The sequence below is a fragment of the Aliiroseovarius lamellibrachiae genome (assembly GCF_018599245.1).
Classification (GTDB): domain Bacteria; phylum Pseudomonadota; class Alphaproteobacteria; order Rhodobacterales; family Rhodobacteraceae; genus Aliiroseovarius; species Aliiroseovarius lamellibrachiae.
Map to the genome: position 1 here is coordinate 334,978 of NZ_JAHEVJ010000001.1, position 15,524 is coordinate 350,501.

The window sequence follows — 15,524 nt, forward strand, 5'->3', positions numbered from 1 at the left end:
GGGGGATGACGGGCTGGCAGATCTTTTTCGCCCCATGGGTGCCAATGGGGCTGATCTGGGTGTTGGCTGGATGCACAATTATGGTTCTGGGCGTGGCGCTGTGGCGCGGATTGGCGGGCTGGGTCCTGCGCGGGCTGGCGCTTGTGTCAATTTTGCTGGCGCTTGCGGGCCCGTCGGTACAGTTGGAAACCCGAGATCCCTTGCCAGACGTGCTTTTGGCATTGGTGGATGACAGCGCGTCGCAAAGTCTTGGTCCGCGCCTTGGGCAAAGCCAACAGGCCTTGCGCTGGCTTCGCGAGGCCGCAGCATCGGCCGGAGCAGAGCTGGTTCTGCGCCGCGTGGGGGATGACGCCGAAGGGCGCGGCACCCTTATGGCCGCTGATCTGGACGCCGCCTTGGCCGAGATCCCGGCGGATCAATTGGCCGGCGTTGTGGTGATCGGCGATGGCGCGGTTGAAGACGCGGGGCAATTGACTGGGCGCGTGGCCACACTCGCGGCCCCTGCGCATGTGTTGTTAAGCGGCGTGCGCACCGCGTGGGATCGCCGATTGAGTGTGGCCGAAGCGCCTCGTTTCGCCGTCACGGGCGAGGAAATCACCCTGCGCCTGCGCGTCGAGGCGTTGGGGCCTGCCCCTGACCAGCCTGCTGAAATTCTTCTGTCCATTGATGGGGCCGCCCCGACCCGCCATCAGGTCGCAGCGGGGCGCGATCTGACCCTGCCGCTGACATTGACGCATGGGGGGGAGACATTGGTGCATCTGGCCCTGACCCCGCTGGATGGTGAGCTGACCCCACGCAACAATCAGGCCGCCATTCGCATCAATGGCATTCGGGATCGTCTGCGGGTGCTATTGGTCACGGGCGCGCCACATCCTGGCACGCGAACGTGGCGTAACCTTTTGAAATCAGATGCTTCTGTTGATCTTGTGCATTTTACAATCCTGCGCCCACCTGACAAGCAAGACGGGGTGCCGGTGAATGAACTCAGCCTGATCCCCTTTCCCACGCAGGACCTGTTCATCGAGAAAATCGACGAATTTGACCTGATCATCTTTGATCGTTACCGGCTGCGCGGCATCCTTCCGGGGATCTATCTGGAAAGCGTGCGTCACTATGTCGAAGACGGGGGCGCGGTGCTGGTGGCGGCGGGGCCAGAGTTTTCGGGGGCCGAAAGCCTGTCGCGTTCACCTTTGGGGGATGTGCTGCCCGCGCGCCCAACTGGCCGCGTGGTTGAGGGCGTGGTGCAGCCTGAACTGAGCGAAATTGGCCTGCGCCACCCGGTGACACAGGCACTTGATGGGGCCGGCAACTGGGGACCGTGGCTGCGCCATCAGGACCTGGATGTGACCGGTGGGCAGGTGGTGATGCAGTCGCCCGAAGGGGCCGCGCTTTTGGCGCTGGACCGTGTGGGCGACGGGCGTGTTGCGCTGTTGGGATCCGATCAGGTCTGGCTTTGGGCGCGCGGATATCAAGGCGGCGGGCCGCAATTGGAACTCCTGCGCCGTTTGGCCCATTGGATGATGGGCGAACCTGAGCTTGAGGAAGAGGCGCTGCGGGCGGTGGCGAAAAACGGGCAGGTTGTGATCACCCGCCAAACGCTTGCGCCAAGCGTTGGCGACCTCATGGTGATCGGCCCCGATGGGGGGAGGTTCCCGATTGAAATGCAGCCGGACGGCCCGGGCCGTTTCACCGCCACTTTGCCCAATGGTCCCGCTGGGGTGTACCGTTTTTCGCAAGACGATCAATCGGTTGTGGCCGTATTGGGCGAGGCGGCCCCGCTTGAATTTGCCGCCCCCTTGGCCGACCCCGTGCCCCTGACGCCGTTTGTCACGGAAACTGGTGGGCGGGTCTGGCGCATTGAGGATGGCATGCCACGATTGCGCCCGGTGCGGGTGGATCAGGTCGCGGCGGGGCGCGGTTGGATCGGTTATACCCCGCGCGGCGCCTATTTCAGCCGCGATCTACGCGTGGCCCCCGCCTTGCCGCGTTGGGTCTGGCTGTTGATTGCAGCAGGGGGCATGTTGGCGGCGTGGCTGTGGGAAGGGCGCGCGCGGACCGCTCAGCGTGCGGGCAGCGGCAGCACAAACATCTGATCAGACCATCCATCCCGGTTGCAGCGCGCGCGAATATGCAGCTCTGTCACACCGTCTGGCACGTTGATATTGCCAAGCGACCGGGTGAAAGGTTGTTCATTTACATGGGGATGCGCCAGAACACGCAGGCCGAGTGAGGTGCCGTCAGGCGTGAACACTTCCCACCCATCCGCATAGTGATCCCAGCCTGTGTCCGGGTGGCTAAGGGTGACCGACAGGCTGTTGCCGTTAAGCGTTGCCTCCTCAATCACGGGGAAATCCGCCCAAGCGGGCAGGGCAAACCCAAGACAGGCGATCAGCGGGAGACAGATCCTCATTCCAGGTCTCCTTGCAGCAAAATAGTGCGGGAGTGTGATGCAAATTCACGCCGCCACAACACCAAAATTGTGACCAATGTGGCCGCGATCAACGTGCCGGGGCCAATCATCCACGCCAGCGCCGCCATCGCAAAATAGACTGACCGCAGCCCGTGGTTATAGCTGCGCGCGGCGGTGATATTCAGCTCGCCTGCCTTTTGTGCGCGTGGCACGGCGGCGGGGTGATCGGGGTCATTGGGAACCGAGGCCATCATCACCGCTGAATAGCCAAACAAGCGATGCGACCACATGAATTTCAAAAACGCGTCGGTCAGAAACAACAATGCCAACAGGATCTTAACCTCCCACACCAAAGTGGGGGCATTGGTTTGGGTCAGGTTTTGCGCAACGCCCTGAAGCTCTTCTGTTTTGCCCAAAAGCGCCAGCCCGCCGCCGATGGCAATCATCGTGGCGGATGCGAAAAACGTGGTGCCTTGTCGCAATGTGCCCAAAATGGCGCTGTCAAAAATACGTGGCTGACGGGTGATCATCTGGATCATCCAATCGCGTCGATACTGCGCCATCAGGGACGACACCGATGGGGTGGTCGAGGATGAGTTTTCAATGCGCCAGCCGATCAAAACCCATGAGGTCAGGATCAGGGCGACGGCGAAACCATCCAGGGGTGAAAACAGGGCGATGCGATCAGCGAAAGTCATACCAATTGCATAGTCTGTTCTTCTATGCTTGCCAAATCAGTAAATTGGTTATAATTTATTACCAATCCAGATAGCGAGGCTTTCTCAATGCAAATGCCCAAGCCAAGTGAACAGATTTTGGCCCGTAAATCCCAGATTGTGGCGCGCCTTCAGGCGGTGCTGCCAAAAGGGGCGGTGATCCATGACCCAATCCAGACCCGCGTTTATGAATGTGATGCCCTCACGGCCTATAAATGCCCGCCGCTTTGCGCGGTTTTGCCGGCGAGTACGGCCGAGGTGTCGGCGGTGATGAAGGTCTGTTTTGAAGAGGGCGTGCCCGTTGTGCCACGCGGGGCGGGGACCTCGCTTGCGGGCGGGGCTTTGCCCACGGCAGATTCGGTCATACTTGGCGTGGCGCGGCTTACGGATGTGATTGATGCGGATTACGACAACCGATTTATCCAAGTGCAAACCGGGCGCACCAACCTGTCGGTGACTGGCGCTGTGGAAGAAGAGGGTTTTTTCTACGCGCCTGATCCCTCCAGCCAATTGGCCTGTGCGATTGCGGGGAATATCGCGATGAATTCCGGCGGCGCGCATTGCCTGAAATACGGCGTGACCACCAACAACCTGATGGGCGTGACCATGGTGATGGCCGACGGCGAAGTGGTTGAAATTGGCGGCGCGCATCTGGACGCGGGCGGGCTGGATCTGTTGGGGCTGATCTGCGGCTCTGAAGGGCAATTGGGCATCGTGACCGAGGCCACGTTGCGCATTCTGGCCAAACCCGAAGGCGCGCGGCCGGTGCTTGTAGGCTTTGACAGCAATGAGGTTGCAGGCGCCTGCGTGTCGGACATCATCAAGGCCGGTATCCTGCCGGTTGCGATCGAGTTTATGGACCGGCCGGTCATTCGCGCCACCGAAGATTTCGCCAAAGCGGGATACCCGGACTGTGAGGCGCTGTTGATCATCGAGGTTGAAGGATCGGACGCTGAGATCGACGATCAGCTTGCGCGCATCATCAAAATTGCCAAGACCCACAACCCGGTTGAACTGCGCGAAAGCACCTCGGCCGCCGAAAGCGCCGCGATCTGGTTGGGGCGTAAATCGGCCTTTGGTGCCATGGGGCAGATCAATGATTACATGTGCTTAGATGGGACAATCCCGGTCAGCGAGCTTCCTTTCGTGTTAAGGCGCATTGGAGAGATGAGCGCGGAATACGGCCTTGGTGTCGGCAATGTGTTTCATGCAGGGGACGGCAATATGCACCCGCTCATCCTGTTTGACGCCAACAAACCCGGCGATCTTGAGAAATGCGAAGCTTTGGGGGCGGATATCCTCACCCTTTGTGTCGAAGTTGGCGGGTGCCTGACCGGCGAACACGGTGTGGGCGTTGAAAAACGCGATTTGATGCGCAGGCAATACACGGATGAAGATTTGGAAATCCAACTTGCGGTCAAGGATGTGTTTGACCCGAAATGGATTCTGAACCCAGCCAAAGTGTTTCCTTTGTCGACCACTGAAACGCGGCGCGGATGAGGGGCTTTGCCCCTCGCGCTTTGCGCTCACCCCAAGGTATTTGAGGCAAGAAAATGATGACACCCACACGAGAAGCGGAACTGGCCGATCTGATTTCCGCCGCGGCAGAGCCTTTGCATATTCAGGGCGGGGGGACGCGTGATATTGGCAGCCCGGTTGAGGGGCTGACACTGTCCACCGCCGGCCTCTCAGGGGTGAGTTTGTATGAACCCGGCGCGCTGACGTTGGTCGCGGGCGCGGGTACACCGGTCGCCGAAATCAACGAGATGTTGGCCAATGAAGGTCAGCGTTTGGCGTTTGAACCGATGGATCACCGCGCGCTTTTGGGCAGTTCCGGCACGCCAACCATTGGCGGTATCATGGCCACCAACACCTCTGGTCCGCGCCGTATTCAGGTGGGGGCGGCGCGTGATTTCTGTCTTGGTGTGCGGTTTGTGGACGGCCAAGGCCAGATCCTGAAAAACGGCGGGCGCGTCATGAAAAACGTGACGGGCTATGACCTTGTAAAGCTGATGTGCGGCAGTTGGGGCACCTTGGGTGTGATGAGCGAGGTCAGCCTAAAGGTCCTGTCGATCCCAGAAACCGAGGCCACGTTGATTTGCCAAGGTCAGAGCGCCGGCCAAGCCGTTGCCAGCCTGTCCGCCGCTTTGGGATCGCCTTTTGACGTGACAGGGGCGGGGGTTGTGAACGGCGAAACACGCGTGCGCATTGAAGGGCTGGAAGGCTCGGTTGCGTACCGTGCGGGGGCGTTGCAAGACAGTGTTCTGCCGGGGTTTGAAGTGGTGACGGGCGCGGTCTCAGCCGCGAAATGGGCGGAACTGCGCGATGTCACCCCTTTTGCGGGGCGCGAAGGCGCGGTCTGGCGCATCTCACTTAAACCCTCAGACGGCCCGGAACTGGTGGCGGCTTTGGCACCGCTGGCACCTGAGGCGCTGTATGATTGGGGCGGCGGCTTGGTCTGGCTCATGTTGCCGGACACGGCATCCGAGGATGCGCACGCCGCTGTAATTCGCGCGGAAGTCAGCAAGTTGGGCGGTCACGCGACGCTTATTCGCGGCGCTGATCAGGCGCGCAAAATGGCACCCGCTTTCCCGCCAGAGCCCAAACCAATTGCCGCCCTCACCCAAGGGCTGCGCGCCAAATTTGATCCGCGCGGGGTGTTTAACCCCGGCTTGATGGGGGCCTGAATATGCAGACCAATTTCACCGACGAACAGATGAAAGACCCGGCGATCAAACGCGCCAATGAGATCCTAAGATCTTGTGTTCATTGTGGCTTTTGCACCGCCACTTGCCCCAGTTATCAGGTTTTGGGCGATGAGCTCGACAGCCCTCGTGGCCGGATTTATCTGATCAAAGATATGCTTGAGGCCGGGCGTGCCGCGGATAAAAAAACCGTAGAGCATGTGGACAAATGCCTGTCCTGTCTGGCCTGTATGTCGACCTGTCCGTCGGGGGTGCATTACATGCATCTTATCGACCACGCGCGCGCCCATATCGAGGCGACGTATAAGCGCCCGCTGTTTGATCGCCTGTTGCGCTGGGCGCTTGCCAATATCATCCCCTATCCAGGTCGTTTTCGCCTTGCGATGAACGCTGCGCGGCTGGGGCGGCCTTTGCGCAAATTCATGCCGGACCCGCGCCTGACCGCGATGCTGGAAATGGCGCCGCCGAAGCTGCCCAAACCCAGCAAGAACGACCAGCCACAAGTGTTCCCGGCCAAAGGCGCGCGCAAAAAACGCGTGGCGATGCTGACGGGCTGTGCGCAAAAGGCGCTGGACACCGACATTAATGATGCCACCATCCGCCTGCTCACCCGATTGGGGTGCGAGGTTGTGGTGGCCAAAGGCATGGGGTGCTGTGGTGCGCTGACCCATCACATGGGCAAAGTCGACGCAAGCCACGCGCAAGCGGCGGCGAACATCAACGCGTGGATGGGTGAGGCGCGCGGCGAGGGGTTGGATGCGATTGTGATCAACACCTCTGGCTGCGGCACCACGGTCAAGGATTACGGCCATATGTTTGCGCAGGACCCATTGGCCGAAGACGCCGCCAAAGTGGCCGAACTGGCGATGGATGTGAGCGAGCTGTTAATCACCCTTGAGATCCCGGAAACCAAGATGAACAAGCGCGTTGCCTATCACGCTGCGTGTTCCTTGCAACACGGGCAACAGATCAAAACACACCCCAAAACTCTTCTGAAACGGGCCGGGTTTGAGGTGGTGGAACCTGCTGCCGCCCATCTGTGTTGTGGGTCTGCGGGCACCTATAATCTGATGCAGCCTGAAATCTCGGCAGAGTTAAAACGGCGTAAAGTCAGAACCTTAGAGGCAAAAGCGCCAGAGATCATCGCCGCGGGCAACATCGGCTGTATGATGCAGATCGGGTCGGGCACCGGGGTGCCTGTGGTGCATACGGTAGAGCTTTTGGATTGGGCGACCGGTGGGCCGCAGCCGCGCAAGCTTTCTGAGACTTCGGGGAAATTAATCGCCAATTAACCACGCCTTAACAGTTTTTCGTTTTCCTGAACCCGATTTGCCCCTAATGTCGAAGGACAAGAGGGCAAAAAGCCCCGGTTTGAGGCAGAGATATGAAGAAACTGATCGCGTTGCTCGCGATGGTCCTGTGGTTTGCAGGCCCATTGGGGGCCTCCGACCCGTCCCCATTACGTAAAATGATGACCGCTGATGATAATCGCGGCTGGGAAGGCGTGGGCCGCCTAAATATGAGCGGTGAAAGCTTTTGCACCGGGGCGTTGATTGCCGAAAATCTGGTGCTGACGGCCGGGCATTGCCTGTTTGATAAGGCCACGGGCCGCGAATATGACCCCACCGAAATCGAATTTTTGGCCGGCTGGCGCAATGGTCGTGCCTCGGCTTATCGCGGGGTGCGGCGCGCCGTTGTGCACCCGAATTTTGAGTTCAAAGACCTCAACAAAGCCGCGCGCGTGGTGAATGATCTGGCGCTTTTAGAATTGGATCAGCCGATCCGAAAATCATCGGTCAAACCGTTTGAAACCTTCCACCGCCCCCGAAAAGGGGCCGAAGTGGGGGTGGTGTCTTATGCCCATGACCGCGCCGAAAGCCCGGCGCTTCAGGAAATGTGTCAGGTGCTAGCGCGCCAATCGGGCGTCTTGGTGATGTCCTGCGAAGTGGATTACGGATCCTCGGGTGCGCCTGTTTTTGTTGTGGAAAATGGCACCGCGCGGATTGTTTCGGTGATCTCCGCCAAGGCCACGGTGCGCGATATGCCGGTGTCTTTGGGCACCAATCTTGAGGCCCCCTTGGCCGAAATGCGCGCTATTTTAGCAAGTTCGGATGGGGTGTTTAACGCGATCCAGCCCACCGCGCGCCGCATTCAAATTGAACCCAACCCGGATGGCGGTGCGAAATTCGTTCGGCCCTAAAGGGACTGATGAAACACGTAAATATCTTGGCCGTGCTGTTGTCCGCCGTTTGTTCTTTGGTGGCACCGGCATCCGCTGAAGCAAACATCCCCTATTGCGACCCGACCGAGAAATACGCACCGCATGGCATCGTCCTGAAAATGGCTGATGCCTATTATCGCGCCTGCCGTCCGCGTGGGGGCGGAGGGGACCTTCCTTGGCATCAATTCCTCCTGGGATTAACCCCGCATCGGTCCCTGAGCTGCTCGCTCGATTTACCTCATCCGATATTCGGGTAATGGAAAGGGTGGACGGCAGCGATCGCCTAAAAAGCGCATTCCCGCTTAATCCCATAGAGGGAACAAGGATCTTTGGTGGTGTTCCTTATGAAAGCCATGAATATGTAACCAAAAAATCCGGTGATATGCCTGCGGGTGGTGTCTATATTTATCGTCCAAGTGAGAATGATGACATCCCGTTCCACTGGGTGAGTTGTAGCGGTTGGGAACGCGCCAAAGGAAGGGCCCTTTTCTGCACTGTCAATATTCGGAACGATGATATTGTGGCCTCTCTGACCTTCATAAGCGGCGAGGTGCACGGCACCGCTTTTGTCGATCACTTCGCGGCGTTCGCCAAAGATATTGAACGCGTGATTGAGGCCGCGGATGTGACCGACCGGCTTGATGAAATGAAGACATTCCTTGATATCGTGGAATAATGGGTGGGGGATCATCCTTTGATGGGCTTGAACCCGAAAATATCCTTCCTAAATCTATGAGACGGGCGCCGATTGTTGGGCCCGTAACATGCCTGTCCCAATGGGGAAGGCGCTTACATATGTCGCTTTTAGAAAGGACACCCAAATGCGTAATTTTGACCTGACACCACTGAACCGGGCCACCGTTGGCTTTGACCAAATCGCTGATCTGATGGATCGCGTTTTGACAAATGATGGCAGTCACGACAGCTATCCCCCTTACAACATTGAGAAAATTGACGATGATGCCTGGCGCATCTCGGTTGCTGTTGCGGGCTTTTCGGAAGATGAGTTGAATGTTGAGGTGAAGCAGAACGCCTTGCATATCACCGCGAAAAAGACGCCGGATGATGAAAAACGCACTTATCTGCACCGTGGCATTGCCACCCGTGCCTTTGAACGCCGGTTCCATTTGGCCGACCATGTGCGCGTCACAGGTGCCAGCCATGCCCACGGTATGTTGCATATTGATCTGACCCGCGAAGTGCCTGAGGCGCTGAAACCGCGCCGGATTGAGATCAATGGCACCAAAGCCGTTGAAAGCAACGCGGTTGAGGTGTGATCCCCCGCTAGCACTGTGAATGCCGAATAATGAATGGGCGTGGAGCGTGATCTCCGCGCCCATTTTGTTGTGCTGTTTGTTTACGCGGGCGTTCCAGCGGCTTTGGGCGTGCGCTCTTGATGCAACAAATAAAAGCTCGCCCCAAGAATGATCGCCGTGCCAAGCCACATGGATCCGGTCGGCAAAAAACCAAAGGCGACAAAGCCTAGGATCACGTTGAATGGTAGCTTTAAGTGATCAAACGGTTGCAAAAACGCAGTATCCGCCATGGAATAGGCCTGCACCAACACATGCTGCGCAAGCGCGGTCAAAAGACCCGCACCAATGACCAGCCATATCGCGTTTGTGGGCAGGGTAAACCCGGATCCAAGCGCCAGCCCCGCGTTGATGGGGGTGAGCAGAAGCAGCAGGTAAATGGTCACCGTTTCGGTGCGGTCGCGGTGGGTCAAAAACTTGGTCACAACCGAGCTTGCCGCCCACAGGGCCGCCGCCCCCACTGGCAAAAGTGCGGTGATCTGAAAGCGATCTGACCAGGGTTCCAGAATAATCGCGCCGCCCAGAATGCCCAATAGAACAGCCCCCCAGCGGTGCAACGACACCTCTTCGCGCAGGAAAACACCTGCCCCAAAGGTGACGAAAAATGGTGACAGCATGATCAGCGCAATCGCCTGCCAAATCGGCACATGGGCCAGCCCCATGGTCCAAAGCTGCACGCCGCCTGCGGCCAGTGCCACCCGCAACACATGCAGGCCGATCTGGTCGGTTTTCAACGCGCCGCGATGGCGCAAAATCCAGGGAAGGTAAAACCCTAAGGCAATGAAATATTGCCAAAACGTCACATTGGGGGCTGCGGCCCCGTTAAGCATCGTGGCACCCTGAAGCGCCGTGTTGACCAGTGCAAATGTGGCACCGGCCAAAACCATCAGCCCTGCGGCTTTGATGGGGGTTGGGATCGTCTGGATCATGGCGTTGTCCTTTCTCGTTCACGCTCGTGACCCAAGGCAGAAGGACAGGGGCAGGGGCCACGCCAAAGGCGGACCCGCAGACCCAATATCCATTCTCTTTCATCCGGACTTTCAGGCGCAAACACTCCATTACCGTCGGCTCTGGAATTGAACCAGATCTGCTGACCCAAGTGTTTTTCAAAAAACTCGAGGCGCTCGCGGGCTTGGGGATCTTGGTTTTATGGCCGCGTTTTCAACCTTATCCCGTTTGAAAACGAGACAGGTTGATCGGTGACCCAAAACCCCCTTACCGCCGGTGGGGAATTTCACCCCGCCCTGAGAATGTTGCCACCAAATGGCAGCGCGGCGACCCTAGGCGGGAAGGGGGGATGTGGTCAAGGCCATAAAAAAGGGGCGCCAAAGCCCCCCTTTTTCGCTGTTTATCTGTGCCGCTTAGACCGACATGCAGATGTATTTCATCTCAAGGTAATCTTCGATCCCGTGGCGCGACCCTTCGCGGCCCAGACCCGATTGCTTGACCCCACCAAAGGGGGCAACCTCGGTTGAAATGATGCCGGTGTTTACGCCAACGATGCCATATTCCAGCTCTTCTGCGACCTTGTAAACGCGGCTTAAGTCCTTGGCATAGAAGTAAGAAGCCAGCCCAAAGATGGTGTCATTGGCCTGTGCAATCACATCGTCCACGTCTTTGAATTTGAACAAAGGCGCCAGCGGCCCAAAGGTCTCATCCTCGGCAAAGGCCATCTCGCGGGTGGCGCCTTTTACGATGGTCGGTTCAAAGAAAAGCCCGCCCAATGCGTGTTCCTTGCCGCCCAAAATCACTTCGGCGCCCTTGGATGTGGCGTCCGCAATATGGTCGCGCACCTTTTGCACGGCGGCCTCTGAAATCAACGGGCCAAGGGCGATGCCCTCGTTCAACCCGTCCCCAACAGGAAGCGCCGCCACAGCGGTTTTCAGCTTCTCGGCGAAGGCATCATAGACGCCCTCTTGCACGTAAATCCGGTTGGCGCAGACGCAGGTTTGGCCATTGTTGCGGAATTTACAGGCGATCGCGCCGATCACGGCCTCATCCAGATCCGCGTCGTCAAACACGATGAACGGCGCGTTGCCGCCCAGCTCCATCGAGCATTTCATGACCTGATCCGCGGCTTGTTTCATCAAGATGCGACCCACGCCGGTTGACCCGGTAAAGGTCAGCTTGCGCACCGCGTGGTTTTCGCAGAACTCTTTGCCAATGTCCGACGCGCGCGAGGACGGCACCACGTTAAAGACACCCGCCGGGATGCCCGCACGTTCCGCCAGAACCGCCAAAGCGAGTGCCGACAGCGGGGTCAATTCCGCAGGGCGCGCCACAAACCCACAGCCTGCCGCAATCGCCGGGCCGCATTTGCGGGTGATCATCGCGTTGGGGAAATTCCATGGGGTAATGGACGCCGCCACACCGATCGGCTGCTTGATCACCATCAGGCGTTTGTCGGGCTGATGGCCGGGAATGGTCTCGCCGTAGATGCGCTTGGCTTCTTCTGCGAACCACTCGATGAACGAGGCGCCATAAGCGATCTCGCCCATCGCTTCGGCCAAAGGTTTGCCCATCTCAGCCGTCAGAATGGTGGCCAAATCGCCTTGGTTTTCCATCATCAATTCAAACCAGCGGCGCAGGATATTGGCGCGTTCCTTGGCGGTGCGCTTGGCCCATTTGCGGCCTTCACTGTCAGCGGCGGCAATGGCGCGGGCCACTTCCACACGGCTGAGGTCCGCGACGGTGGCAATCACGCTGCCTTGCGCGGGGTTGATCACGTCAAACGTGGCCCCATCATCGGCCGAAATCCATTCGCCGTTCACATAGGCGCGGGTTTCCACCAGCGACGGATCTTTCAACAGGCTTTTCAGCTCGCTTGCATTGGCGGTCATTTTGATCTCCCATAACACATGTGATCTGGATGGCGCATCCTGCGGTTCAAGTCCAGTCGCTCACACGTTACATAAAATAGGGCCTCTCCCATGGATCTCGACATAGCCTATGCAAATTCGGATTTCATCCCGAATGGTGCGGATTACCCAAAAAAATGGAAGAAACTGGCCGCCAACCACCGCGCCACGCACAAGATCCTTCGGTTGGATCAGGACTATGGCGAAGAATCTGCGAACAGGTATGATTTCTTTCTGCCAGAGGATGCGCCAAAGGGGGTGATGATCTTTGTGCACGGCGGCTATTGGATGGCGTTTGGGCGCAAGGATTTCTCCCATCTGGCCGCAGGGGCACTGGCGCAGGGCTGGGCCGTGGCGATGCCGTCTTACACTTTGGCCCCCAATGCGCGGATTTCGCAGATCACAACCGAGGTCGCCACCGCGATTGATGTGATTGCGCGCGAGGTGCCGGGGCCAATCCTGCTTGCGGGCCATTCAGCAGGCGGGCATTTGGTGGCCCGGATGAATTGCACCGATGTGCCGCTGGCCTGCGCGAACCGCGTGCAGCACATCTTGTCAATCTCGCCTGTGGGGGATTTGCGCCCGCTGATGCAAACCTCAATGAACGAGACATTGCAACTGGACGCGGCAGAGGCGGCGGCCGAAAGCCCGACCCTGAACCCAAAGACCCGTGGGGTGACCACCACCGTTTGGGTCGGGGCAAATGAACGCCCCGCCTTTCTCGATCAAGCGCAAGCTTTGGCGATGGCCTGGGACGAGGCCGATTTGGTCATTGCCCCAGACCGCCATCATTTTGATGTGATTGATGATCTTATCGCGCCTGACAGCTCGATGATCATCCGCCTTGTGTCACCTTAGCCACCAAATCCAGAAAGCCCCTTAACATCAATGCTTTCCAGCACTGGGATCATCACATCCGCGCTTGCCCCCTTGGCTTGGATCAGGATCCGATTGTCGACGATGCCCGACAGTTCACCGTCTTGATTAAGGTATTTCATCCGGCCCACACGCTCTAGTTTCATTCCCATCAATCCGGCACTGCCCAGCATTCCAGCCAGCGCACCAACCATCGGATTGTCCGCCATCAAGGTGATCGTAAACCGCTGATCGCCCATAGAATAACTCGCCTCGGCCCCCGCGCCGCCACCCATCATGGCCAGCCCTGCGGTCATCTCGGTCGAGACTTCGCGTGTCCACCCCTCAGGCGCGCCCGGCAGAAAGGTGGTCAAGGATGCGGTGTTCTGCGCCTTGATCAATTGCCGGGCAAAGTCCAGCTCCTCCATCGCGTATTTCAGATCCCCATCCTGATAGGCCTGCAACGCGCTTTCCAGCGTGTCTGTGACATCATCCGCCAGCACAGCCGATGGCAACCCCAAGGCCGCCACACAGATCAACATTCGGGTGGTTTCGGAAAATCTATTCATCTCAATCTTCATATTGGTCAATCTCCATATTGTTCAAAAAACGTTCTTAATCAGTCTCTTGGGCGAAGGAGTCAGCCCATGTGGGTAAGGTGTCCCCCTCAGCGGCACTCGCAGAATAGACCCCGCGCGCAATGGCCCGCGCAAGACAGGTTGCGGCGGCGTGCCCCAACCGAAGCGCGTCAAATCCGGGGTCGGGCAGGGGAATTGCCCCCGTGGCCGCCGCAAAAATCAGATCGCCATCAAAGGGCGTGTGGCTGGGGTGAATGGCCCGCGCCATGCCGTCATGGGCGGCGGTGGCCAAGCGTTTGGCCTGCGCCTGAGTGAGGTCCGCATCCGTTGCGATGATCGCGATGGTGGTGTTCTCGCCCAAAGCGGCCTCGGGGCGTGGCTCATGGCACGGGTCATGTTGCCCCATGCCGCGCGCGCCAAACTCGCCGCCCTCATCCAGACCCATCTCCCAAGGGGCGGCCCAAAACTCAGGCCCGTCACCCATTGTGACCGCGCCCAAGGCGTTCACGGCAACCAAGGCGCCAACCGTAATGCCACAGTCCAGAACCAAAGACGCGGACCCAAGCCCACCCTTTAATCTGTCCACCGTCGCCCCGGTGCCGGCCCCAAAACTGCCCAGCAAGAAATCCGCAGACGCGTTGCCCAACGCCGCGCGCCCCAAACCCTTATACGGGTTCTCGTCCCAGGCCTTATCGCCCCCATTCAGTAAATCAAACAGGATCGCACCGGGCACAATTGGCACGCGCTGATCGCCAACCTGAAATCCCCGGCCATCAGCCCGCAAGGCATCCGTCACACCGGACGCCGCATCCAAACCAAAAGCGGACCCCCCCGACAAGACCAACGCATCGACCTGCTGCACCAGCTTGTCCGGCGACAAAAGATCCGTTTCTCGCGTGCCGGGCGCCCCCCCCATCACATGAACCGCCGCCGTAAAAGGCGCATCCGAAACCAAGACCGTCGCCCCGGTTTTCACATGGTGATCCTCGGCATTGCCAACCCGCAATCCCGCCACATCGGTGATCAAATTCCGCGTGCCCGGTCTCATGCTGTTATCCTTTTCCTTGGCTCAAATATCCTGGGGTGAATGCCGCAGGCAGAGGGGCAACGCCCCTGGCCCCGCTAAATACAACGCCCGCCGTCCACTTCCATTGCCACACCCGTGACCATGCTGGCCTCATCCGAACACAGAAAACACGCCGCATCCCCCATGTCTTCCGGGGTGGAAAATCGACCAATCGGGATGGTTGCCAAAAACTTAGCGCGCATCTCGGGCGTGTCTTCGCCCATAAAGCTCGACAACAGCGGCGTGTCGCCCGCCACCGGGCAAATCGCATTTGTGCGCACCCCAAACGGGGCCAGCTCCACCGCCATGGTTTTGGTCGCCGTAATCATCCAACCCTTTGACGCATTGTACCAATTCAGGTTGGGGCGTGGGCTAAGCCCGGCGGTGGAGGCGACGTTTAAAATTGCACCAGTCCCCGCCGCTTTCATGCCCGGTACAAAATGGCGCGCGGTCAAATAGACCGATTTTGCATTCACGGCGAGCACCCGGTCGAACTCCTCCTCCGTGACCTCCTCCATCGGTTTGGGCAAATGGGTGATGCCGGCGTTGTTGACGAAAATATCAACCTTGCTCCACAAGTCCTGCGCCGCTTTGGCCATCGCCGCCACGCTGTCATTTGCCGCGACATCCACGCGGTGCGCGACCCCGCCGACCTCCTCCGCGACCTCTTTCGCCAGATCGATATTCAAATCCGCGACCATCACTTCGGCGCCCTCGCTTGCAAATTTGCGCACGATCCCCGCGCCAAATCCAGAGGCCCCGCCGGTGACAATTGCCGTTTTTCCTTCCAGTCTCATCGTAA

Annotated in this window: 15 protein-coding genes and 1 riboswitch; of the genes, 8 read left to right on the forward strand and 7 right to left on the reverse strand. The window is 58.8% G+C overall.

Features of this window, described 5'->3' with window-relative positions; genetic code table 11:
* Nucleotides 1–5 precede the first annotated feature (5 nt).
* On the forward strand, nt 6–2,093 hold the full coding sequence (locus KKW20_RS01695) for a hypothetical protein (RefSeq protein WP_214566038.1): 2,088 nt from the start codon (nt 6–8) through the stop codon (nt 2,091–2,093).
* Here the strand turns inward: KKW20_RS01695 and KKW20_RS01700 are convergent.
* Both KKW20_RS01700 and KKW20_RS01705 read right to left on the reverse strand, forming a co-directional pair.
* Nucleotides 2,060–2,410, reverse strand: coding sequence for a hypothetical protein (locus tag KKW20_RS01700; protein ID WP_214565520.1), 351 nt, complete (start codon nt 2,408–2,410; stop codon nt 2,060–2,062). The two genes, KKW20_RS01695 and KKW20_RS01700, sit on opposite strands and share 34 nt — an antisense overlap.
* Complete coding sequence (locus tag KKW20_RS01705) at nt 2,407–3,108, reverse strand: DUF599 domain-containing protein (RefSeq protein WP_214565522.1); 702 nt, start codon at nt 3,106–3,108, stop codon at nt 2,407–2,409. The genes KKW20_RS01700 and KKW20_RS01705 overlap by 4 nt, the downstream gene beginning before the upstream one ends.
* An 87-nt stretch (nt 3,109–3,195) precedes the next feature.
* Between KKW20_RS01705 and KKW20_RS01710 the strand changes: the two genes are divergently transcribed.
* The 6 genes from KKW20_RS01710 to KKW20_RS01735 all read left to right on the forward strand — a co-directional run bounded on the left by KKW20_RS01710 (nt 3,196) and on the right by KKW20_RS01735 (nt 9,329).
* Entirely contained in the window at nt 3,196–4,626 is a 1,431-nt protein-coding gene (locus KKW20_RS01710) for an FAD-linked oxidase C-terminal domain-containing protein (protein ID WP_214565524.1), read from the forward strand.
* Nucleotides 4,627–4,682: 56 nt separating this feature from the next.
* Entirely contained in the window at nt 4,683–5,813 is a 1,131-nt protein-coding gene (gene glcE, locus KKW20_RS01715) for a glycolate oxidase subunit GlcE (RefSeq protein WP_214565526.1), read from the forward strand.
* Between the two features lie 2 nt (nt 5,814–5,815).
* Nucleotides 5,816–7,123: a glycolate oxidase subunit GlcF gene (gene glcF, locus KKW20_RS01720; RefSeq protein WP_214565528.1), complete on the forward strand. Its 1,308-nt coding sequence runs from the start codon at nt 5,816–5,818 to the stop codon at nt 7,121–7,123.
* Between the two features lie 92 nt (nt 7,124–7,215).
* The gene (locus KKW20_RS01725; RefSeq protein ID WP_214565530.1) at nt 7,216–8,031 is read left to right on the forward strand and encodes a trypsin-like serine peptidase; all 816 of its coding nucleotides are present in this window, start codon (nt 7,216–7,218) and stop codon (nt 8,029–8,031) included.
* Between the two features lie 196 nt (nt 8,032–8,227).
* Nucleotides 8,228–8,728, forward strand: a complete 501-nt coding sequence (locus KKW20_RS01730) for a hypothetical protein (RefSeq protein WP_214565532.1) — start codon at nt 8,228–8,230, stop codon at nt 8,726–8,728.
* Nucleotides 8,729–8,873: 145 nt separating this feature from the next.
* Nucleotides 8,874–9,329: an Hsp20 family protein gene (locus KKW20_RS01735; protein ID WP_214565534.1), complete on the forward strand. Its 456-nt coding sequence runs from the start codon at nt 8,874–8,876 to the stop codon at nt 9,327–9,329.
* An 80-nt stretch (nt 9,330–9,409) separates the two neighbouring features.
* Here the strand turns inward: KKW20_RS01735 and KKW20_RS01740 are convergent, their stop codons facing one another.
* Nucleotides 9,410–10,294 carry a DMT family transporter gene (locus KKW20_RS01740; protein ID WP_214565536.1) on the reverse strand — a complete coding sequence of 295 codons (885 nt, stop codon included), beginning with the start codon at nt 10,292–10,294 and terminating at the stop codon, nt 9,410–9,412.
* An 87-nt stretch (nt 10,295–10,381) separates the two neighbouring features.
* A riboswitch (FMN riboswitch) is annotated at nt 10,382–10,621 on the reverse strand.
* Between the two features lie 105 nt (nt 10,622–10,726).
* Nucleotides 10,727–12,205 carry an NAD-dependent succinate-semialdehyde dehydrogenase gene (locus KKW20_RS01745; protein ID WP_214565538.1) on the reverse strand — a complete coding sequence of 493 codons (1,479 nt, stop codon included), beginning with the start codon at nt 12,203–12,205 and terminating at the stop codon, nt 10,727–10,729.
* Nucleotides 12,206–12,295: 90 nt separating this feature from the next.
* On the opposite strand from KKW20_RS01745, the gene KKW20_RS01750 reads away from it, so the two are divergent.
* Nucleotides 12,296–13,081 (forward strand): alpha/beta hydrolase, encoded by a 786-nt coding sequence (locus tag KKW20_RS01750; protein WP_214565540.1) that lies wholly within the window; start codon nt 12,296–12,298, stop codon nt 13,079–13,081.
* On the opposite strand, the gene KKW20_RS01755 is transcribed toward KKW20_RS01750, so the two are convergent.
* From KKW20_RS01755 to KKW20_RS01765, 3 genes are all read right to left on the reverse strand, one after another.
* Entirely contained in the window at nt 13,078–13,647 is a 570-nt protein-coding gene (locus KKW20_RS01755; RefSeq protein ID WP_246534389.1) for a hypothetical protein, read from the reverse strand. The genes KKW20_RS01750 and KKW20_RS01755 overlap by 4 nt on opposite strands.
* A 46-nt stretch (nt 13,648–13,693) precedes the next feature.
* Nucleotides 13,694–14,704 carry a P1 family peptidase gene (locus KKW20_RS01760; RefSeq protein ID WP_214565541.1) on the reverse strand — a complete coding sequence of 337 codons (1,011 nt, stop codon included), beginning with the start codon at nt 14,702–14,704 and terminating at the stop codon, nt 13,694–13,696.
* Between the two features lie 74 nt (nt 14,705–14,778).
* On the reverse strand, nt 14,779–15,519 hold the full coding sequence (locus KKW20_RS01765; protein ID WP_214565542.1) for an SDR family oxidoreductase: 741 nt from the start codon (nt 15,517–15,519) through the stop codon (nt 14,779–14,781).
* Between the last annotated feature and the right edge of the window lie 5 nt (nt 15,520–15,524).